This is a genomic window from Frateuria sp. (assembly GCF_035944355.1).
Classification (GTDB): domain Bacteria; phylum Pseudomonadota; class Gammaproteobacteria; order Xanthomonadales; family Rhodanobacteraceae; genus Frateuria_A.
Map to the genome: position 1 here is coordinate 18,683 of NZ_DASZBH010000008.1, position 18,694 is coordinate 37,376.

Annotated in this window: 16 protein-coding genes; 9 read left to right on the top strand and 7 right to left on the bottom strand. The window is 70.2% G+C overall.

Annotation, left to right across the window (positions count from 1 at the left end; translation table 11 throughout):
• Positions 1-131 precede the first annotated feature (131 nt).
• Positions 132-863 (top strand): c-type cytochrome, encoded by a 732-nt coding sequence (locus VGU03_RS04895; protein WP_327479066.1) that lies wholly within the window; start codon positions 132-134, stop codon positions 861-863.
• Positions 860-2,146, top strand: a complete 1,287-nt coding sequence (locus VGU03_RS04900) for a cytochrome c (protein WP_327479067.1) — start codon at positions 860-862, stop codon at positions 2,144-2,146. Before VGU03_RS04895 ends, VGU03_RS04900 begins: the two co-directional genes overlap by 4 nt.
• 107 nt (positions 2,147-2,253) lie before the next feature.
• Here VGU03_RS04900 and VGU03_RS04905 read toward each other — a convergent pair whose 3' ends face one another.
• Positions 2,254-2,859 (bottom strand): mismatch-specific DNA-glycosylase, encoded by a 606-nt coding sequence (locus VGU03_RS04905; RefSeq protein ID WP_327479068.1) that lies wholly within the window; start codon positions 2,857-2,859, stop codon positions 2,254-2,256.
• Complete coding sequence (locus VGU03_RS04910; RefSeq protein ID WP_327479069.1) at positions 2,843-3,532, bottom strand: ATP-binding protein; 690 nt, start codon at positions 3,530-3,532, stop codon at positions 2,843-2,845. Before VGU03_RS04910 ends, VGU03_RS04905 begins: the two co-directional genes overlap by 17 nt.
• 93 nt (positions 3,533-3,625) lie before the next feature.
• Here VGU03_RS04910 and VGU03_RS04915 point away from each other — a divergent pair, with 93 nt between their 5' ends.
• Positions 3,626-4,720: a mechanosensitive ion channel family protein gene (locus tag VGU03_RS04915; RefSeq protein WP_327479070.1), complete on the top strand. Its 1,095-nt coding sequence runs from the start codon at positions 3,626-3,628 to the stop codon at positions 4,718-4,720.
• A 100-nt stretch (positions 4,721-4,820) separates the two neighbouring features.
• Here the strand turns inward: VGU03_RS04915 and VGU03_RS04920 are convergent, their stop codons facing one another.
• Both VGU03_RS04920 and VGU03_RS04925 read right to left on the bottom strand, forming a co-directional pair.
• A complete protein-coding gene (locus tag VGU03_RS04920) occupies positions 4,821-6,176 on the bottom strand; it encodes an ATP-binding protein (RefSeq protein WP_327479071.1) in 1,356 nt (451 codons plus the stop codon).
• Complete coding sequence (locus tag VGU03_RS04925; RefSeq protein WP_327479072.1) at positions 6,173-6,838, bottom strand: response regulator transcription factor; 666 nt, start codon at positions 6,836-6,838, stop codon at positions 6,173-6,175. Before VGU03_RS04925 ends, VGU03_RS04920 begins: the two co-directional genes overlap by 4 nt.
• Before the next feature lie 165 nt (positions 6,839-7,003).
• On the opposite strand from VGU03_RS04925, the gene rng reads away from it, so the two are divergent.
• From rng to tldD, 3 genes are all read left to right on the top strand, one after another.
• Positions 7,004-8,485, top strand: a complete 1,482-nt coding sequence (gene rng / locus VGU03_RS04930) for a ribonuclease G (RefSeq protein ID WP_327479073.1) — start codon at positions 7,004-7,006, stop codon at positions 8,483-8,485.
• 30 nt (positions 8,486-8,515) lie between these two features.
• The gene (locus tag VGU03_RS04935) at positions 8,516-12,406 is read left to right on the top strand and encodes a YhdP family protein (protein WP_327479074.1); all 3,891 of its coding nucleotides are present in this window, start codon (positions 8,516-8,518) and stop codon (positions 12,404-12,406) included.
• A gap of 117 nt (positions 12,407-12,523) precedes the next feature.
• Complete coding sequence (gene tldD, locus VGU03_RS04940) at positions 12,524-13,963, top strand: metalloprotease TldD (RefSeq protein WP_327479075.1); 1,440 nt, start codon at positions 12,524-12,526, stop codon at positions 13,961-13,963.
• 108 nt (positions 13,964-14,071) lie between these two features.
• Here the strand turns inward: tldD and VGU03_RS04945 are convergent, their stop codons facing one another.
• The 3 genes from VGU03_RS04945 to VGU03_RS04955 all read right to left on the bottom strand — a co-directional run bounded on the left by VGU03_RS04945 (position 14,072) and on the right by VGU03_RS04955 (position 16,759).
• Positions 14,072-14,392: an H-NS histone family protein gene (locus VGU03_RS04945; protein WP_327479076.1), complete on the bottom strand. Its 321-nt coding sequence runs from the start codon at positions 14,390-14,392 to the stop codon at positions 14,072-14,074.
• A 178-nt stretch (positions 14,393-14,570) separates the two neighbouring features.
• Positions 14,571-16,274 (bottom strand): proline--tRNA ligase, encoded by a 1,704-nt coding sequence (locus VGU03_RS04950; RefSeq protein WP_327479077.1) that lies wholly within the window; start codon positions 16,272-16,274, stop codon positions 14,571-14,573.
• Positions 16,275-16,339: 65 nt separating this feature from the next.
• Positions 16,340-16,759: a DUF4124 domain-containing protein gene (locus tag VGU03_RS04955; protein WP_327479078.1), complete on the bottom strand. Its 420-nt coding sequence runs from the start codon at positions 16,757-16,759 to the stop codon at positions 16,340-16,342.
• Positions 16,760-16,879: 120 nt separating this feature from the next.
• Between VGU03_RS04955 and VGU03_RS04960 the strand changes: the two genes are divergently transcribed.
• The 3 genes from VGU03_RS04960 to rimI are packed head-to-tail and all read left to right on the top strand — an operon-like array spanning position 16,880 to position 18,635.
• A complete protein-coding gene (locus VGU03_RS04960) occupies positions 16,880-17,677 on the top strand; it encodes a phosphatidylcholine/phosphatidylserine synthase (protein WP_327479079.1) in 798 nt (265 codons plus the stop codon).
• Positions 17,674-18,165: a hypothetical protein gene (locus tag VGU03_RS04965; protein ID WP_327479080.1), complete on the top strand. Its 492-nt coding sequence runs from the start codon at positions 17,674-17,676 to the stop codon at positions 18,163-18,165. Before VGU03_RS04960 ends, VGU03_RS04965 begins: the two co-directional genes overlap by 4 nt.
• Entirely contained in the window at positions 18,165-18,635 is a 471-nt protein-coding gene (rimI, locus tag VGU03_RS04970; RefSeq protein ID WP_327479081.1) for a ribosomal protein S18-alanine N-acetyltransferase, read from the top strand. Before VGU03_RS04965 ends, rimI begins: the two co-directional genes overlap by 1 nt.
• The last annotated feature ends 59 nt before the right edge of the window (positions 18,636-18,694 follow it).

Sequence of the window (18,694 nt, forward strand, 5' to 3'; positions counted from 1 at the left end):
GGGCGATCGTTTCACGGCGGCCTCCGGTGAGTCGGTGTGCAATGGGTGCGGTGCGGCATGGTGTCGCGCCGGTGCAGCATAGCCCGCCTTATGGGCATGCCGCGCGCAGGACGGTACCTATAATCCCACCCATGAGCCTGCTTTCCTCCGTGTGCCTTGCGCCGGCGCTGCTGGCCGCCGCCGTGTTCACCACCGCGGTGCGCGCCGCCGATGCGCCGACCGTGCCCGATACGCTCAAGCAGCGCATCGCCGCCTGCACCGCCTGCCACGGCGAACAGGGCCAGGGCACGCCCCAGAGCGGCTTCTTTCCGCGCCTGGCCGGCAAGCCGTCCGGCTACCTCGCGCGGCAGATCCGGAATTTCCAGGACGGCCTGCGCAAGTACGCGCCGATGGAGTACACGGTGCGCGGCCTCTCGCCGGAGTACGCGCACGAGATCGCGCACTACTTCGCCACTCAACAGGTACCCTACGAGCGCTCGCCGCTGCCGCGCATTTCCGATGCGATGCTCCGGCGCGGCGAGGCCTTGGCGACCCAGGGCGACGGCACGCGCAAGATCCCGGCCTGCGCCGCTTGCCACGGTATGCAGCTGACCGGCGTGGAACCCGACATCCCCGGCCTGGTCGGCTTGCCCTACGACTACATCAGTGCGCAGCTGGGTTCGTGGCGCACGCATACGCGCGCTATGGTGGCGCCCGACTGCATGGCGACCGTCGCCAACCGCCTGAGCGAGGCCGACATCACCGCCGTGTCCGCCTGGCTGGCCACCCGCGAGGTGCCCGCCGGCGCCCACGCGCAGCCTGCCGGTTCGGTCACGCCGCCGCTTGCCTGCGGCGTGCTCGGCGCGACGGAGGCCGCACGATGAAGTGGGTGCTGCGCACGTTCCTGGCCGTGCTGGTGCTGGCGATCGCCGGTGTCGCCTGGTGGCTGTCCGCCCAGCACCACCCTGCGCTGCCGGCGGCCACCACCACCGAGGCGAGGCTGCAGGATCCTGCACTGGTCGCCCGCGGCGCCTACCTGGCGACCCTCGGCGATTGTGCCGCCTGCCACACCGCCCAGGGCGGCGAGCCCTATGCCGGCGGGCGCGCACTGGCTACGCCCTTCGGCGACGTGCCCGCGCCCAACCTCACCCCGGACGACGCCACCGGACTGGGGCGATGGTCCTTCGATGCGTTCTGGCGCGCGCTGCACGAAGGCATCGGCCGGGACGGGCGCGCGCTCTATCCGGCGTTTCCCTACACCTCTTATACCCGGGTCAGCCGCGACGACGCGTTCGCGCTGTTCGCCTACCTGAAGTCGTTGCCGCCGGTGCGCAGCGAAACGGCGGCGCCCTCATTGCGTTTTCCCTACGACCTGAAAGCGAGCCTGGCCACCTGGCGCACGCTGTATTTCCGCCCCGGCGGGTTCGTGCCCGATCCCAAGCAGTCGGCCGAGTGGAACCGCGGCGCTTATCTCGTGCAGGGACTGGGCCACTGCAACGAGTGCCACGTCACGCGCGACAACCTCGGCGGCCTGCCACGCGAGAGCGAGGCGCTCACCGGCGGGCAGATTCCCGCGCAGAACTGGTACGCCCCCGACCTGAGCACGCGCGCCCACGGCGGCCTGGAGGGCTGGAGCGCGGACGACATCGTGTCGCTGCTGAAGACCGGCCAGTCCGGCAAGGGCGCGGCCTTCGGCCCGATGGCCGACGTGGTGATGCAAAGCACCCAGCACCTGCGCGAGGACGACCTGCGCGCCATCGCCACTTACCTGCGCTCGCTGCCGCCGCGGCCCGCGCCCGCGACCGTCGAGAGTCCGCTGGACACGACGGCGCTGCTCACCCGCGGCGGCAGGCTCTACGAGCAGCAATGCGCCGGCTGCCATGGCAAGGACGGCGAAGGTGTCAACGGCGTCTATCCGCCGCTGGCCGGCAACGGCTCGGTCACCGAACCGACCGGCATCAACGCGATCCGCCTCGTGCTGCTGGGCGGCTTCGCGCCTTCCACCGCAACCCATCCGCGCCCCTACTCGATGCCGCCGTTCGCCCAGCAGTTGAGCGATGCGGACGTCGCCGCGGTGGTCAGCTACGTCCGCCACGCCTGGAACAACGCCGCGCCGGCGGTGATGGAGCGCGACGTGGCGGCTTACCGCCACACGCCGGTGGATTGAAGCCAATGGACGCGCAAGGTCAGCGTCCATGTTGGCCAGCGACGCAACAGGTCAAAGCTTAGCTTTCTTCGATGCGGCGCACTGCCGTTGCGCCTGGGCGAGCAGTCCTACCTGCGCGGCGGGCCTGGTGCCAAGAGCGTCCGTCCCTGTGGGCCACATGCGTGTTCCCGATGCTTTCCGTTGGCGAGGCAGGCCCTGGCTATCCCCTCGCGCATGCGCCGCGCCAGTTCGCGCCATGGACCGATGTCCCAGTGCCTTCGCGCCTGTCCCGAGGGCGAGGGCAGGACGAACACGCGGGTGCGGCCGATCCGTTCGGTCTGCTCACCGTAGGCGCTGACCGGCCGGCCGAGGGCGGCGCGCGCGGCGGCCTTGCTGGTGAAGGCGAGCAGGCGAGGTCGATAGCGTTCGATCTTGGCGAGCAGCGCGGGCACGTCGAAGGCATCGCGCGGCAGGTCGGCATCGTTGCCGCTGTGGCGCTTGGCAAGGTCGGTGAGGCCGATGCCGAGCCCGGGCAGGATGGAGAACTCGGCAGGGGCGAACCGCCGCGGCGTGATGCCCGCCTCGCAAAGCGCCCGCCAGAACAGGTTGCCCGGATGCGCGTAGTAGGCCCCTTCGCGCGCGGAGCGCTCGCCGGCGGCGGTGCCGCAGAACACCAGCGTCAGACCCGGTCGCAGCAGGTCGGGCAGAACGTGCCTTTCAGCCGAGGGCTTCATCGAGCAGGAAATCGGTGAACTGGAAGCGGCCGTCGCGCAGCACCGATTCGCCGCGGCGCAGGGCCAAGTCACGGGCGAACAAGGGGCCGCCGTAGCTCAAGGTGTGGAACTCGCCGCGTTCGCCGCAGGGATCGACGCCGGCGGGCAGGCCGTCGAGCAGGGCGCCGTCGTAGGCGTGGCCGCAGTAGCCGGCGTCCAGCTGCTGGGTGTCCACGCAGCAAAGCATCGCGCGGTGGCCTTCGCCGACGAAGCGGCGCGAGAGCGCGGCGGTGTCCTCGCCCCACAGCGGAAACACCGCACGCCACCCGGCGCGCCCGAGCTGACGTACGCGGTAGTCGCGCACGTCCTGCAGGAACAGGTCGCCGAACGCGCAATGGCGGATGCCGGGCCAGCGCATGCGCGCCTGGGCAAGCGCGTTTTCGTGGGCCGCCTCGTAGGCCTCGTTGCTGCCGGGCCAGTCCATCTCCGCTTCCAGCAGCGCAAGGCCCAGCGCCCGGGCCTGCGCCTGCAGGATGTCGCGGCGCACGCCGTGCATGGCGATGCGCCCGTAGGTGCGGTTGACGGTGGTCAGCAGCGCGACCACCTGCCACTGCGGATCGGCGCGCAGCCGCCCGAGGGTCATCAGGCAGTCCTTGCCGCCGCTCCAGGCGAGGAGGATGGGCGTTGTGTTCATCGGCCTACTCTAAGGCACGCGCGCGGCGGCCTGAACCTTCCGGCGATGGCCTGACCACGTGCCGTGGACGCGCAGCCGGGCAGGGTGGTCCGCATGACGGACAACCTGCTGGACCTCTGGAACCACCAGCCGTGGATCCGCCTTGGCGTGACGGTGATCGTGGCGCTGCTGATCGCGATCGCGGCGCACCGGCTGGCGCGCGCGCTGCTGTGGCGCTTCAGCGACGGCCACCCGATGGCGCGCGAGATGCTCAGGCAGGCGCGCGCGCCGATGGGCTGGCTGGTGCCGCTGCTGGTGCTGGTGGTGGCCCTGCGCACGCGGCCGGAAGCGGCCAGCCTGCACCTGGCTGCGACCCTGGCCCAGGGGCTGGCGATCGCGCTGGTCGCGGTGGTTACCTGGCTGGGTGTGCGCTGCGTCAACGCGGTGGAGTACTTCTTCAGCAGCCGCTTCCCGGTCGACACCAAGGACAACCTGCGCGCGCGCCGCGTGCTCACCCAGGCGCGCGTGCTCGGGCGCTCGGCCAGCGTGCTGCTGATCCTGGTCGGCCTGGCCGCCTGCCTGATGATGGTTCCGGGCGTGCGCGAGATCGGCACCAGCCTGCTCGCCTCGGCGGGGCTGGCCGGGCTGGCGGTAGGCCTGGCGGCTAAGCCGGTGCTGAGCAACCTGATCGCCGGCGTGCAGATCGCCATCACCCAGCCGATCCGGCTGGACGACGTGGTGATCATCGAAGGCGAATGGGGACGTGTCGAGGAAATCACCGGCACCTACGTGGTGGTGCGCATCTGGGACGAGCGGCGGCTGGTGGTGCCGCTGAACTGGTTCATCGAGAACCCGTTCCAGAACTGGACGCGTACCAGCGCGCAGCTGATCGGCACGGTGTATCTCTGGCTGGACTACCGCGTGCCGCTGGAGCCTTTGCGCGAGGAGGTCAAACGCCTGTGCAGGGCCGCGCCGCAATGGGACGGGCGCGTGTGCGTGCTGCAGGTAACCGATGCGAACGAGCACGCGATCCAGTTGCGCATCCTGGCCAGCTCGGCCGACTCGAGCAGCAACTGGGACCTGCGCTGCTCCGTGCGCGAGGGCGTCATCAGCTTCGTGCAGCAGCACTACCCGCAGGGCCTGCCGAGGTTGCGGGCGCAATGGGAGGAACGAGAGGTAAGGAGCACGGTGGAGAAGCCGGGCGGGTGAGGGATACGTGCGGGCGGGCAGCTTGTTTCCTGCGACCGTGAAGACGAGCAAAACCGGAAAGCCATCGATCCACGCCCGAGGCGGAGCCACGGTGGCGCGCTCAGCCCGGCCTCCATGCCAGCGTCGCGTGCACCCGCCCGTCGCGCAATTCGAAATCCAGCGACATGCCCAGTGCCTCCGCCGCGGCGCGGGCGAGGGCCAGGCCCAGGCCGGCATGGCCGGCGTGCGGCGGCTGCTTGCGCCAGAAGCGTTGGCCGAAGCTGGCCAGGTCCTGCGGCTCCAGCTCCGGTGCGGCGTTGTCGACACGCAACCGCGCCGGTTCCAGCCGCAACCGCACCGTATCGCCGGCGGGGGCATAGGCGGCGGCGTTGCCGAGCAGGTTGCCTATGGCCACTTCCAGCAGCGCCGGATCGGTGTGCAGCTCCGCCGGCGGCGTGCCTTCGATCGCGAGCGCCACGCCGCGCCCGGCGGCCAGCGCGCGGTGACGCTGCAGTTGGCGGTCCAGCCACGGCGCCAGTGCCAGGGACTGCAGGCACGGCCGTTCCAGGCCCGACTGCAGGCGGGTGAGCAGCAGCAATGCGGCCACCGTGGCTTCCAGTTCGGCGCCGATGGTCCCCACCTCGTGCAGGATGTCGGGCAGGCTGCGGCCGCTGGGATAGCGGCTTTCCACTTCGGTGAGCGCGCGCAGCTCGGCCAGCCGCGTGCGCGTCTCGTGGGCCAGGCCGCTGGCGAACTGGCGTTCGCGCGCGAGGCCTTCGTCCATGCGCGCGAGCACGTCGTTGAAGCGCGCCACCAGCGGGTCGAGCTCGCGCGTGCCGCTGGCCGGCAGACGCTGGCCGGGGGCGTGCGGACCGATGACGCGCATGCGCTCGACCAGCGCGCGCACGGGCCGGAGCCCGCGCCGCACGATCAGCGGCACGGCCACCAGCGCGACCAGCAGGGCCAGCGCCGGTCCCAGTCCGAGGATCCAATCCAGCGCGGTCAGCAGGCGGTCGAAGGAGTGCCGATCCTGCGCGTACAGCAGGGCGCAATTGCGGGTGGGCGGGCCGTGGTTGGAGGGTTCCTGGAAGGCGAACATCACGGTGCCCAGCCGGCCCTTCGCATGCGGCAGGTTGGCAAAGCGCGGAACCACTCCGGCCGCTTGCGGCCAACCGGCCGGGAGGATCGGCGGCGGGGGCGTGGTATGCAGCACGGGCAGGCCATCGCAGCGCAGCTCGTAATAGACGCGCCCTTCGCCCGCCAACAGCGCGGGCGGATTGCGCGGCGTGCCTGCGGCCTGTTCGACTTCCACTACCGTGATCAGCGCCTGCGCCTGGGTCAGCAGGTTGCCGCGGAAGCGCGCGTCCATGGCGCGGTCGATGCGCCAGTCCATCGCCAGCGCGCCGCCGCCGAGCACCGCCAGGCTGGTGGCCGCCAGCAGCAGGGTGATGCGCGCGGCGAGCGAGGGCGGCTTCACGGGATCAGGTAGCCGGCGCCGCGGCGCGTCTCGATCAGCCCGACCAGGCCGGCGGCGTCGAGCTTGCGGCGCAGGCCGAACACCAGCACCTCCACGCTGCGGTCGGACACCTCGGTATCGCTGCCGGCGGTGCGCTCGAGGATCTCCTGGCGGGTGAAGGTGCGACCGCGGTGGCGCAGCAGCAGGCCGAGCACGGCGAACTCGCGCGGGGTCAGCGCCAGCGGCTGACCGTCCACGCTGGCACGCTGGGCCAGCGGGTCCCAGGCCAGCGGGCCATGGCTGAGCACGGCCGGCTGCGCCTGCAGCGGGCGGCGCGCCAGCGCATGCAGGCGGGCCATCAGCTCGTCGAAGGCGAACGGCTTGACCAGGTAATCGTCGGCGCCGGCGTTGAGCGCCTCGATGCGGTCGCCCACCTGGTCGCGCGCCGACAACACCAGCACTCGCGGCCGCCGCCCGCCGCCCGGCAAGGCGCGCAGCACGCCCAGGCCGTCCAGTCGCGGCAGCATCAGGTCCAGCACCACCAGCTCGTAGTCGTAGCTGGCCAGGAAGCCCTTGGCCTCCACGCCGTCGGCGGCCGCGTCGACCGCGAAGCCGGCGCCGCGCAGCCCGTGTTGCAGGGTCGAGCGCAGGCGTTCTGAGTCTTCCACCAGCAGGAGCTTCATGGGTGTCCCTTGAGCAGGCACGGGCGGGCGGCAAGTCTAGCGAGTAGGGTAGCTCCTGGCCCAGCACGCTGTACGGGATCCGTGGCGCGCCCGTGAAGCCTGCGGCGGCGCATCGACAGTCCGCGCGCCCACCCGCTATAAAGACGGACGTTTCCGGGGGTGGGTGTGAGCGAAGAGATCCTGATCAACGTGACGCCTCGCGAAACCCGCGTGGGCGTGGTCGAGAACGGCATGCTGCAGGAAGTGCACGTCGAGCGCGCCTCCCGCCGCGGCTACGTGGGCAACGTGTACAAGGGACGCGTGCAGCGGGTGATGCCCGGCATGCAGGCGGTGTTCGTGGAGATCGGGCTGGAACGCGCGGCGTTCCTGCACGCCTCGGACATCGTGCGCCCGCCGCTGCCCGAGGGCGCCGAGGCGCACGGCAACGGCCACACCACCCCGTCGATCAGCGAGCTGGTGCACGAGGGCCAGGAGATCGTGGTGCAGGTGGTCAAGGACCCGATCGGCACCAAGGGCGCGCGGCTGTCCACCCACCTGTCGATTCCCTCGCGCTACCTGGTGCTGCTGCCGCATGCCAAGACGCTGGGCATTTCCGCGCGCATCGAGGACGAGGCCGAGCGCGCGCGGCTCAAGGACGTACTCGGCGGCCTGATCGGCGAAGAGGGCGGCCGGCTGGGCTACATCGTGCGCACCAACGCGGAAGGCCAGTCGGCCGAGTCGCTGGCGTTCGACGTGACCTACCTGAGCAAGGTCTGGCGCGTGGTGCAGGAAAACATCGCCAGGGCGAAGGTGGGCGAGCGCGTCTACGAGGAACTCTCGCTGCCGCTGCGCAGCCTGCGCGACATGCTTACCGACGACATCGAGAAGGTGCGCGTCGATTCGCGCGAGACGCACGAGAAAGTGGTCAAGTTCGTGCACAAGTTCATGCCCAGCCTGGACGATCGCATCGAGCACTATGCCGGCGAGCGGCCGATCTTCGACCTCTACGGCGTGGAGGACGAGATCCAGCGCGCGATGAAGAAGGAGGTGCCGCTGAAATCCGGCGGCTACCTGATCGTCGACCAGACCGAGGCGATGACCACGATCGACGTCAACACCGGCGGCTACCTCGGCACGCGCAACCTGGAGGAAACCGTCTACCGCACCAACCTGGAGGCGGCGCAGGCGGCGGCGCGCCAGCTGCGGCTGCGCAACCTGGGCGGCATCATCATCATCGATTTCATCGATATGAGCGACGAGGAGCACCGCCGCCAGGTGATCCGCATGCTGGAGAAAGGCCTCGCGCGCGACCACGCCAAGACCACGGTCTACCCGATGTCGGCGCTGGGACTGGTCGAAATGACCCGCAAGCGCACCACCGAGAGCCTGGAGCGCCAGCTGTGCGAGCCCTGCCCGGCCTGCGGCGGGCGCGGCACGGTGAAGACCGCCGAGACGGTGACCTACGAGATCTTCCGCGAGATCACCCGCGCCGTGCGCCAGTTCAACGCCGAGAAGCTGCTGGTGATGGCCAGCCCCAAGGTGGTCTCGCGCATCCTGGAGGAGGAATCGGCCGCGGTCGCCGAACTGGAGGAGTTCATCTCCAAGAGCATACGCTTCCAGCCGGAAGAGCATTACTCGCAGGAACAGTTCGATGTCGTCTTGCTGTAAGCGGCGGGCTCTCGGCCGGGGCGAAACGAGGTGAACGCGCGCGGGCTCAGGCGCCTGCACCTGCCGTTGCGTGCTCTTGGCTGGGCGGCCGGCGTCGCCGTGGTGGCGCTGGCCGTGCTGGTGGCGCTGGCGCAGCTGCTGCTGCCGTTGCTGGCGCGCCATCCGCAATGGGTGGCCGCGCAGCTCTCCGAGCGCCTGCAGCGGCCGGTGAGCTTCGCCTCGATGGAGGGACGCTGGCAGGCCTCCGGTCCCTTGTTCCTGATGCGCGATGTGACCGTCGGCCCCGGCGCGGCCGGAGGCAGCGCGCTGCGCCTGCCCGAGTCCGAACTGAAGATCGACTTCGGCGGCTGGCTGCTGCCTTCACGGCACCTGCTCAACCTGCGCGCGCGGGGGCTGGAGCTGGACCTTGGCCGCGATGCGCAGGGGCGCTGGCACGTCAACGGCATCGGCGGCCCGGACGGCGGCTCGCGCCAGGGTGTCTCGCTGGGTCCGGTTTCGGTGGGCATCCAGTTGCGCGACCTGCAGCTGGCGATCACCGACGAGGCCAGCGGCCGTCACTACCGGTTGCTGGCCGACCAGTTGCGGCTGAGCCGCCAGGGCAGCCGCATCCGCTTCGGCGCGATCCTGCGCCGCGAGGGCGCGTCCGGCCAATGGCAAGGCGCTGGCAGCTTCCGTGAGGACGGCAGCGCGGGCCGCCTGTGGCTGGCCGGCGACCGGGTCGACTTGCACGCGCTGATGGGCGACGTGGCGATCGACGGCTATGCGGCCCGCAGCGGCACCGGTCGCCTGGCCGCCTGGCTGGACTGGAAGGATCACAAGGTGGTGCGCGCCACGCTGCGCCTGGATCTTGCCGACCTGGCCGTCGAGGGGCCGGCGGGCACCGCCCGGGTGAGTGCCCTGCGCGGGCTGGCCGGCATCACGCAGCGCCCCGACGGCTACGACGTGCGCTACGCCGCCGACGGCGGCGGCGCGCTGGCGCTGGCGCTGCATCAGGCCGAGTCCGGTCCGCGCGTGGCGCTGGAAGTGCGCGACCTGGACCTGGCGCCGTTGCTGCCGTGGCTGGCGCTCAAGCCCTCGCTTGCCCCGGCGCTCGGTGCGTGGCTCGGTGGCGGGCACCCGCATGCCCTGCTGCGCCAGGCCGCGCTGCGGTGGTCGCGTGCCGGTGGCGTGGAGCAACTGGAGGCGACCTTCGCCCATGCCGGCATCGACGCGGTGGGCAAGCTGCCGGGCATCGGCAACCTCGACGGCCGCCTGCGCGGGGATGCGCAGGGCTATGCGCTGGAATTGCCCGCACAGGCCACCGTGCTCGACCTGTCGCACAGCTTCCGCAAACCCTTCGTACTGTCGCGCCTGGCCGGCACCGTGGCCGCCTGGCACGACGATGGCGCCTGGCAGGTCGGTGTCGATCCGCTTTCCTTCGAAGGCGATGGTTTCGGCGGCAGCGCGCGCGGCACCATCGCGCTGCCCGACGACGGCGGCCGGCCGTTCCTGGACCTGTACGCACACATCGATCACGCGCAGGTGCCGGCGGCCAAACTGTTCTGGCCCACCGGCTCGATGCCGCCGACGGCCATCGAATGGCTCGACCGCGCGCTGGTCGCCGGCACGATCGACGAAGGCGACCTGGTCGTGCGCGGCAGCCTGGCGGACTGGCCGTTCCACCACAACGAGGGCCGCTTCGAGGCGCATGCGCGGATCAGCGGCCTCGAGCTCGATTACGGCGAAGGCTGGCCACACGCCGACGGTGTCGATGCGGAGGCCAGCTTCGTGGGCAACGGCATGCTGGTGCAGGCCAGCGGCGGCAGTTCGCTCGGCGTGAAGCTCGAGCGGGCGGTGGCGCTGATTCCGGATTTCGGCGACGCCGTGCTCGATCTCAACGCGCAGGGCAGCGGCAGCGGCGCGAGCCTGCTGCAGTTCCTGCGGCAGAGCCCGATCGCCCGCCGCCAGGCCGATACGCTCGGCAAACTGCGTCTGGGCGGCAGCGGCGCGTTCGCTTTCCACCTGTCGCTGCCGGTCAAGGACGTGGCGGCGTTGCGGCTGGACGGCAGCGCGCAGCTCAAGGACGTGGACGTGGACGCGCCGGAGTGGAAGCTCAAGCTGGACAAGCTCGGCGGCCCGCTCAGCTTCGACGCGGCCGGCATGCACGCCGGCCCGCTCACCGGCGGGTTCCGCGGACAGCCTTCCTCGCTGGACCTGGCCATCGCCGGCGCCACCGGCCGCGCCGACACCGTGCTGTCGGCGCGGCTGCAGGGGCGCTACAGCATCGCCGAGCTGGTCCAGGGCTATCCGCAACTGGACTGGCTGGGCGCCGCATCGGCGGGACGCAGCGACTACACGCTGGGCTTCGACATCCGCCACGGCAGCGGCGATGCGCTGCTGCAAACCCTCAGCGCCGACAGCACGCTGGCCGGCACCGCGCTCACGCTGCCGGCCCCGCTGTCCAAGCCTGCCGACGCGGCCTTGCCGCTGCACCTCACATTGGGCGTGCCGGTGGAGGGGGGCGACCTCGACCTCGCGCTCGGCGACGTGATGCGCGCGCGCTTCCGCCTGCCCGCCGGCGACATGCAGCCGCTCGCGGCAGTGATCGGGCTCGGCCAGGCCGCGCCCGAGGGCCTGCCCGACAAGGGCCTGCGCATCCGTGGTCATGCCTCCGTGCTGGATCTCTCCGGCTGGGTGCAACACGCAGTGGCCGGCAGCGCCGGGGAAGGGCCGGGGCTGGAGAGCCTGGACGTCAGTGCCGACCGCGCGCTGGTGTTCGAACACGAATTCGCCGGCATGCGCATCCAGGCCACGCCCCAGGCCGACGTGCTCGGCATCGACGTGGACAGTCAGGCGATGGCAGGCCACGTCGGCGTGCCTTCGACGGACCTGCGCAAGCGCGGCATCACGGCGCGCCTGCAGCGGCTCTACTGGCCGCAGGGCGCCGCCCCGCCGGCCGGCGGGGCGGAGGTCAAGGCAGCACCGCCGGCGCCGGCGGAGTCTGCGGCGGCGCCCGCCCAGGCCCAGGCGGCAGCGAAGGAGCCGGCCAACCCCGCGGCCACCGGCATCGACCCGGCCGCCCTGCCGCCGCTGCACCTGTGGGTGGGCGACATGCGCCTGGGCACCGCCAGGCTGGGCGAGGCGCGGCTGGAAACCTGGCCGACGGACAAGGGCATGCGCATCGACCAGTTGCGCTCGCTGTCGCGCAGCGTGCAGCTCAACGCCAGCGGGGACTGGAACGGCAACGCGCAGGACAGCCATACCCACATGCGCATCGATTTCTCCGCGCAGGACTTAGGCAGCATGCTCAACGCCTTCGGCTACCAGGGACTGTTCAACGGCGGCAAGACGCACGCCGTGCTGGACGCCACCTGGCCGGGAGCGCCCAGCTCGCTCGCCCTGGCGACGATGGACGGCAGCCTCGCCGTCGACGTCAGCCACGGGCGCATCCTCGAGGTTGGGCCCGGGGTGGGACGGCTGTTCGGGCTGGTTTCGGTGGCCGAGCTGCCGCGTCGGCTGACGCTGGATTTCGGTGACGTGTTCGGCAAGGGGCTGGCTTTCGATTCGATCCGCGGCGACTTCCGTTTCGGCGGCGGCAACGCCACCACCGACAACCTGAAGATCCTCGGCCCCGCCGCCGACATCGACATCCGCGGCCGCACCGGCCTGCGCGCGCGCGACTACGACCAGCAGGTCTACGTGGTGCCCCACCTGGGCAACAGCCTGCCGGTGGTCGGTGCGGTGGTCGCCGGGCCGGTCGGCGCTGCCGCCGGCTTCGCCGTGCAGGGGCTGCTCGGCAAGGGCCTCAACAAGGCGGCCAGCGCGCGCTACCGCGTCAGCGGCAGCTGGGAGAAGCCGGTGTTCACCCTGATCGAGAAACACGAGGTACAGCCGGCCCCGGCCGCGTCCGCACCCGCGCCGGCATCGAGTTCCGGCCGTTGATCCTGTCGCCGTAGCGAAACTGCGAGTGGCATTGCCGCAGCCAGCGGCGCGCTTTTAAAGCCCCCGTCCGGCCCCATGTGGGATAGTCATCCCTTTCGCCCCGAGGACGCCGGCTCCATGGATTCACTGATTGCCCACGTCGAGAACAAACTGCTGGCTCCCGGTGGTCTGGCCACCCACGACCTGGAACGTGTCTTCGCTCAACTGATGGGTCCGTCGATCGATGCGGCCGATCTCTATTTCCAGCATTCGCGCAGCGAGTCGTGGCTGCTGGAGGAGGGCATCGTCAAGGACGGCAGCCACTCGATCGAGCAGGGCGCGGGCGTGCGCGCGATCAGCGGCGAGAAGACCGGTTTCGCCTATTCCGACGAGATCGTGCTGCCGCAGCTGCTGGAAGCCTCCAAGGCCGCGCGTGCGATCGCCCAGGGCGGCAATGGCGCCGGCAAGCCGCTGGCGCTCGGCGGCGCGCGGGCGCTCTATCCGGCGCTCGACCCGGTCGAGAGCCTGCCCAATCCGGACAAGATCGCGCTGCTGCGCGAAGTCGACGCCTATGCCCGCGCGCGCGACCCGCGCGTCAAGCAGGTGATCGTGAGCCTGGCCGCGACCATGGATACCGTGCTGGTGGCCGGCGCCGACGGCACCCTGGCCGCCGACGTGCGCCCGCTGGTGCGCCTGAACGTGCAGGTGATCGCCGAGGCCGGCGGCCGGCGCGAGCAGGGCAGCGCCGGCGGCGGCGGCCGCTACGGCTACCGCGAGTTGATCGAGAACGGCCGCGCGCTGGCCTTCGCCGACGAGGCGGTGCGCCAGGCGCTGGTCAACCTCGATTCGATCGATGCCCCGGCCGGGCAGATGACCGTCGTGCTCGGCCCCGGCTGGCCCGGCGTGCTGTTGCACGAAGCGATCGGCCACGGCTTGGAGGGCGACTTCAACCGCAAGGGCAGCTCGGCCTTTGCCGGCCGCATCGGCCAGCGCGTGGCCGCGCCCGGCGTCACCGTGGTCGACGACGGCACCTTGCCCAATCGCCGCGGCTCGCTCAGCGTCGACGACGAGGGCACGCCCAGCGAGTGCACCACGCTGATCGAGGACGGCATCCTCGTGGGCTACATGCAGGACAAGTTGAACGCGCGCCTGATGGGCATGAAGCCCACCGGCAACGGCCGGCGCGAATCCTTCGCGCAGCTGCCAATGCCGCGCATGACCAACACCTACATGCGTGCCGGCGCGCAGGATCCGGCCGAGATCATCCGCTCGGTCAAGCGCGGCCTGTACGCGGTGAATTTCGGCGGCGGCCAGGTCGACATCACCAGCGGCAAGTTCGTGTTCTCCGCCAGCGAGGCCTACCTGATCGAGGACGGCAAGGTCACCGCGCCGGTCAAGGGCGCCACGCTGATCGGCTCCGGCCCCGAGGTGCTCACCCGCGTCTCGATGATCGGCAACGATCTCAAGCTCGACGAAGGCATCGGCGTGTGCGGCAAGGACGGCCAGAGCGTGCCGGTCGGCGTGGGCCAGCCCACGCTCAAGATCGACGGCATGACGGTGGGCGGCACCGCGGCCTGAGTTGCCGGTCCCCATTCCTCGTCGGGAACGGGAGCCCATGGGCGTGAGGGCTGCACAAAAAAACACCGGCACTGGGCCGGTGTTTTCATTTCATGGCAGCCGCCGGAATCAGATCGCCAGATCCTTTTCCTTCTTGCCGGCCTTCAGCGCGTCGTTGAACCAGCGCGGGCGCTTGCCGCGGCCGGACCAGGTCTGTTCCGGATTGGCAGGGTTGCGATACTTCGGCGCGACCGTGCCGGTGCTGCGGCGGGCCTTGCGGGCGCCGCCGAAAACGTCCTCGAAAGTGAAGCCTTCGGCCTTCACCAGCGCGTGGATTTTTTCACGCAGCTTGGCGACCTTTTCCTTGCGCAGCTCATTCTGGCGCACCTGCGCCTTGCTGATCAGTTCATTGAGCTGGTTGTGATTGAGGTTCTTGATATCGACTGCCATGCGTAGGCTCCCGGAAAGTCTTTCGATTATGTGCCTTGCTTCTCGTCATGAGAGCGGTGCGTCCTGTGCCGATCCATTCTCACCCAATTGCGGGGGCGATTGCAAAAGGAGCGGATTATCAGGAAGCCATAAGCGGTCTTGCGCGGAACGACGGCCCGTTAATGGTGCAAATGGGCGCCTACTTTCCGGCCAGTAGCGTGAACAATTCGTCCTCGGTAATGGCACGGTTGTCCGATTCACTGCGGCTGCGGTATTCCAGCGTGCCGGCAGCCAGGCCACGCTCGCTCACCACCACGCGGTGCGGAATGCCGATCAGTTCGAGGTCCGCGAACATCTGGCCCGGGCGCAGGCCACGGTCGTCCAGAAGCGTTTCGATACCGCGCTGTTCCAGTTTGCGATAAAGCGCCTCGGCCGCCGCGGTCACCTCGGGCGAGTTCTTCGGATTGATGATGCAAACGGCCACTCGCCAGGGCGCCATGGCTTCGGGCCAGATAATCCCGGCCGGGTCGTGCGATTGCTCGATCGCCGCCGCCACGATGCGGCTGACGCCGATGCCATAGCAGCCCATCACCATCACCTGGCTCTTGCCCTGGTCATCGAGCACCGTGGCGCCCAGCGCCTGGGCGTATTTGGCGCCGAGCTGGAAAATATGCCCCACTTCGATGCCGCGGGCGATATGCAGCGTGCCGTGGCCGTCGGGCGAGAGGTCGCCCTCGACGACCTGGCGGATGTCCTCGACACGGGTGATGCGCGCGTCGCGTTCCCAGTTGGCGCCGGTGTAATGGGTGCCATCGGCATTGCCGCCGCAGACGAAATCGGCGAGCACCGCCGCATCGCGGTCGACGATCACCGGAATGCCCACAGGCAGGCCGACCGGGCCGATGAAGCCCGGGCGCGCGCCGGTGGCGGCGAGAATCTCCTCCTCGGAGGCGAGCACCGATTGGTCAGGCAACTCGGGCAGCTTGCCGGCCTTGACCTCGTTGATCTCGTGGTCGCCGCGCAGGCACAGCGCGACCAGCCCATCGCGCCCGCGCACGAGCAGCGTCTTGATGCACTGCTGCGGCGATACGCCGAGAAAGGCGCTCACTTCGGCGATGGACTTCTGCGTGGGCGTGTCCACGCGCTCGAGTTCCGCATGCGGGGCAGGACGTGCGACGGCAGGCGCGAGCGCCTGGGCCTTTTCGACATTGGCCGCGTAATCGGAGCCGTCGGAAAAGGCGATCGCGTCCTCGCCCGAGTCGGCCAGTACCTGGAATTCATGGCTGGCGTTGCCGCCGATCGCGCCGGTATCGGCCTGCACCGCGCGGAACGAAAGGCCCAGCCGACTGAAAATGCGCGAGTAGGCGCGGTACATCGCTTCGTACGTTTCGCCGAGCGATTCGGCCGAGAGATGGAAGGAATAGGCGTCCTTCATAAGGAACTCGCGCGCGCGCATCACGCCGAAGCGCGGGCGAATCTCGTCGCGGAACTTGGTCTGGATCTGGTAGAAATTGAGCGGGAGCTGCTTGTAGCTTTTGAGCTCGTTGCGGGCGAAGTCGGTAATGACTTCCTCGTGGGTCGGACCGAAGCAGAATTCCTGGTCCTTGCGGTCACGGATCTTGAGCAGCTGGTCGCCGAATTTGTCCCAGCGGCCGGATTCTTCCCACAACTCCTTCGGCTGCACGGCGGGCATCAGCAATTCGATGGCGCCGGCGCGGTTCATTTCCTCGCGCACCACCTGTTCGACCTTGCGCAATACGCGCAGGCCCAGCGGCGTCCAGGTATACAGGCCCGAAGCGAGTTTGCGGATCATGCCGGCGCGCAGCATCAGCCGGTGGCTGGCGATTTCGGCGTCGGCGGGAACTTCCTTGACGGTGGCCAGGTGGAATTGGCTGAGGCGCATGGCGGGCGATCCGGATCGGCAAAGAGGCCGATTATACGGCCCCCGCCGGTCGGGATTGCCGGCGGTTACTGCGAGCAGAACTGCACGTATTGCTTTTCGGCGGTGGCGATCTGCTGCTTGCGCTGGTCGTCGTCCAGCGCGACCGGCTTGCCCTGCTGCTCCATCACCACCGGCCCCTTGCTCCTGAGCGTATCGAGGTTGGCCTTGAGCGAACTGCACAGCTTGGCGCGGTTCTCCGGCGTGTCGGCGACCGGGGCGGGTTGTTCCGGTTGGGGCTTGTCGTCGGGCTCGGCGCCGGCCGGCTTGGGCGCCGGCGGCGGCGCCTGGACCACGCCGGTAGTGGTGATGCGCTTGAAGGCGGTGCCCTGCGGAGGCGGCATCTCGGAGTAGTGCACGGTTCCCTGCGCATCGGTCCACTTGTATACCTGCGCCGCGACCGCGGGTGCGAGCAGCAGCAACACGAGGGCAAGGGGCAGGCGGCGCATGGGTTTCTCCGGCGGGTGGGCCCGGCACTAGTTAACACTCCGGCGCGCCGGACTCAAGCGCGCGGGAGCAGGCGACGGACGATGGTTTACACTCTCGCGCAGTACGTCACGGATCGTTGCATGAGCGAGAACGCGCCAGTTCGCACCCCGCGCCACCGGGGCATTTACCTGCTGCCGAACCTGTTCACCACGGCGGCGATGTTCGCAGGTTATTACGCCGTGGTGGCGAGCATCGGCGGGCGTTTCACCGAGGCGGCGGTCGCCGTTTTCGTCGCGGCGGTGCTCGACGGCATGGACGGCCGCGTGGCCCGGTTGACCGGCACGCAGAGCGAGTTCGGCGTGCAGTACGACTCGTTGTCGGACCTGGTCAGCTTCGGCCTGGCGCCCTCGCTGGTGATGTACAACTGGTCGCTGTCCTCGCTGAAGGGCTTCGGGCCGGTCTGGGGCAAGATCGGCTGGGCCGCGGCCTTCCTCTACGCCGCCTGCGCCGCGTTGCGCCTGGCGCGGTTCAACACCCAGGTCGGAGTGATCGACAAACGCTATTTCCAGGGCCTGGCCAGTCCGGCAGCGGCCGCCGTGTGCATGTCCTTCGTGTGGAGCGTGGAGAAATTCCGCGCCGAGGGCCAGGACATCAACGGTCAGGTGCTGTGTTTCGTCACGCTGGTGGTGGCCGTGGTAGTGGGGCTGCTGATGGTCAGCCGCTTCCGCTATTTCAGCTTCAAGTCGCTGCCGATGGGCGAGCGCGACCGCGTGCCGTTCCTGTGGGTGCTGGCCGGCGTGCTGGTGCTGGTGCCCTTCCTGATCGATCCGCCGCGGGTGCTGTTCGTGGTGTTCACGCTGTACCTGCTGTCCGGTCCGGTGGTCACGCTGTGGGGCCGCGCCGCGCATCGCCGGCGGATTCGCCGCGGCAGGCCGTGAGCGCCCTGCCGGCCAGCAGCGAACCCACCGCGCGCCGCGCGCGGATGCTGCGCGCGTTGGGCATCACCCCATGGGTGCGCCGTATCGGCACGGCGCCGGCCGAGCCGTCCCCGGGGCCGGCGCCAGCGGCGGCGGTCGCGCCGGCTTCCTGCGTGGTGCTGTTGCCCGAGGGTTGCGCGCCCCGCGAGCTGGACCTGCTCGGCCGCGCGCTCGCCGCCTATGGGCCGGAACTGGCGCGGGCCGGCCGCATCCTGGTGCGGGATGGGCGTCCCGCCGCCACCGTGCCGCCCGTGCGCGCCTACCTGGTGTTCGGCCAGGCACAGGCACATGCATTGGGGCGCGAGCTGCCCGCTGCGGTGATGAATCAGGCGCAGATCGTGCTCGCCGATGAGCCGCAGCAGGTGCTTGCCAGCGGCGAGGGCAAACGCCGGCTATGGACCGCGCTGCGCCAGTTGCGGCGAACGCTCGCCGCGCCGGAGGGCGTGTGATGGTGGCGGTGGCGCGCCCACGGGTGGAAGTGCGCGCCATGCGTCGCGAGGACCTGCCCGCGGTCAGCGCGCTGGAAAACGCCTCGTACGACTTCCCTTGGTCCGCCGGCATCTTCGGCGACTGCCTGAAGGCGGGGCACCCGTGCTGGGTGCTCTGCAGCGACGGCGTGGTGGCCGGCTACGGCATCCTGTCGGTGGCAGCCGGCGAGGCGCACGTGCTCAATCTCTGCATCGGTCCGGACTGGCGCGGCCAGGGCCTGGGCCGTCACCTGCTGGGCCGCCTGCTGGACGTGGCGCGCTGGAGCGGCGCCGAACGGGTGTTCCTCGAGGTGCGCCCGTCGAACCCGGTGGCGCAGCAGTTGTACGCCTCGGTCGGTTTCAAGGAGATCGGCCGGCGTCCGCGCTATTACCCGGCCAAGGGCGGGCGCGAGGACGCCATCGTAATGGCGCTGGACCCGGCCGGTTCCTGAGCCCACGCGCAAGTTGGAACATCCCCTTGTCGCCTGAGGGTGTGGTCTGCGGGATGAGG

What these genes read in the sequence shown, in the direction of transcription:
- VGU03_RS04915 (WP_327479070.1), top strand. Translation starts at nt 3,626, where the DNA reads ATGACGGACAACCTGCTGGACCTCTGGAACCACCAGCCGTGGATCCGC.
- VGU03_RS04955 (WP_327479078.1), bottom strand. Translation starts at nt 16,759, where the DNA reads ATGCGCCGCCTGCCCCTTGCCCTCGTGTTGCTGCTGCTCGCACCCGCG.
- VGU03_RS04895 (WP_327479066.1), top strand. Translation starts at nt 132, where the DNA reads ATGAGCCTGCTTTCCTCCGTGTGCCTTGCGCCGGCGCTGCTGGCCGCC.
- tldD (WP_327479075.1), top strand. Translation starts at nt 12,524, where the DNA reads ATGGATTCACTGATTGCCCACGTCGAGAACAAACTGCTGGCTCCCGGT.
- rimI (WP_327479081.1), top strand. Translation starts at nt 18,165, where the DNA reads ATGGTGGCGGTGGCGCGCCCACGGGTGGAAGTGCGCGCCATGCGTCGC.
- VGU03_RS04910 (WP_327479069.1), bottom strand. Translation starts at nt 3,532, where the DNA reads ATGAACACAACGCCCATCCTCCTCGCCTGGAGCGGCGGCAAGGACTGC.
- VGU03_RS04960 (WP_327479079.1), top strand. Translation starts at nt 16,880, where the DNA reads ATGAGCGAGAACGCGCCAGTTCGCACCCCGCGCCACCGGGGCATTTAC.
- VGU03_RS04925 (WP_327479072.1), bottom strand. Translation starts at nt 6,838, where the DNA reads ATGAAGCTCCTGCTGGTGGAAGACTCAGAACGCCTGCGCTCGACCCTG.
- VGU03_RS04945 (WP_327479076.1), bottom strand. Translation starts at nt 14,392, where the DNA reads ATGGCAGTCGATATCAAGAACCTCAATCACAACCAGCTCAATGAACTG.
- VGU03_RS04900 (WP_327479067.1), top strand. Translation starts at nt 860, where the DNA reads ATGAAGTGGGTGCTGCGCACGTTCCTGGCCGTGCTGGTGCTGGCGATC.
- VGU03_RS04905 (WP_327479068.1), bottom strand. Translation starts at nt 2,859, where the DNA reads ATGAAGCCCTCGGCTGAAAGGCACGTTCTGCCCGACCTGCTGCGACCG.
- VGU03_RS04950 (WP_327479077.1), bottom strand. Translation starts at nt 16,274, where the DNA reads ATGCGCCTCAGCCAATTCCACCTGGCCACCGTCAAGGAAGTTCCCGCC.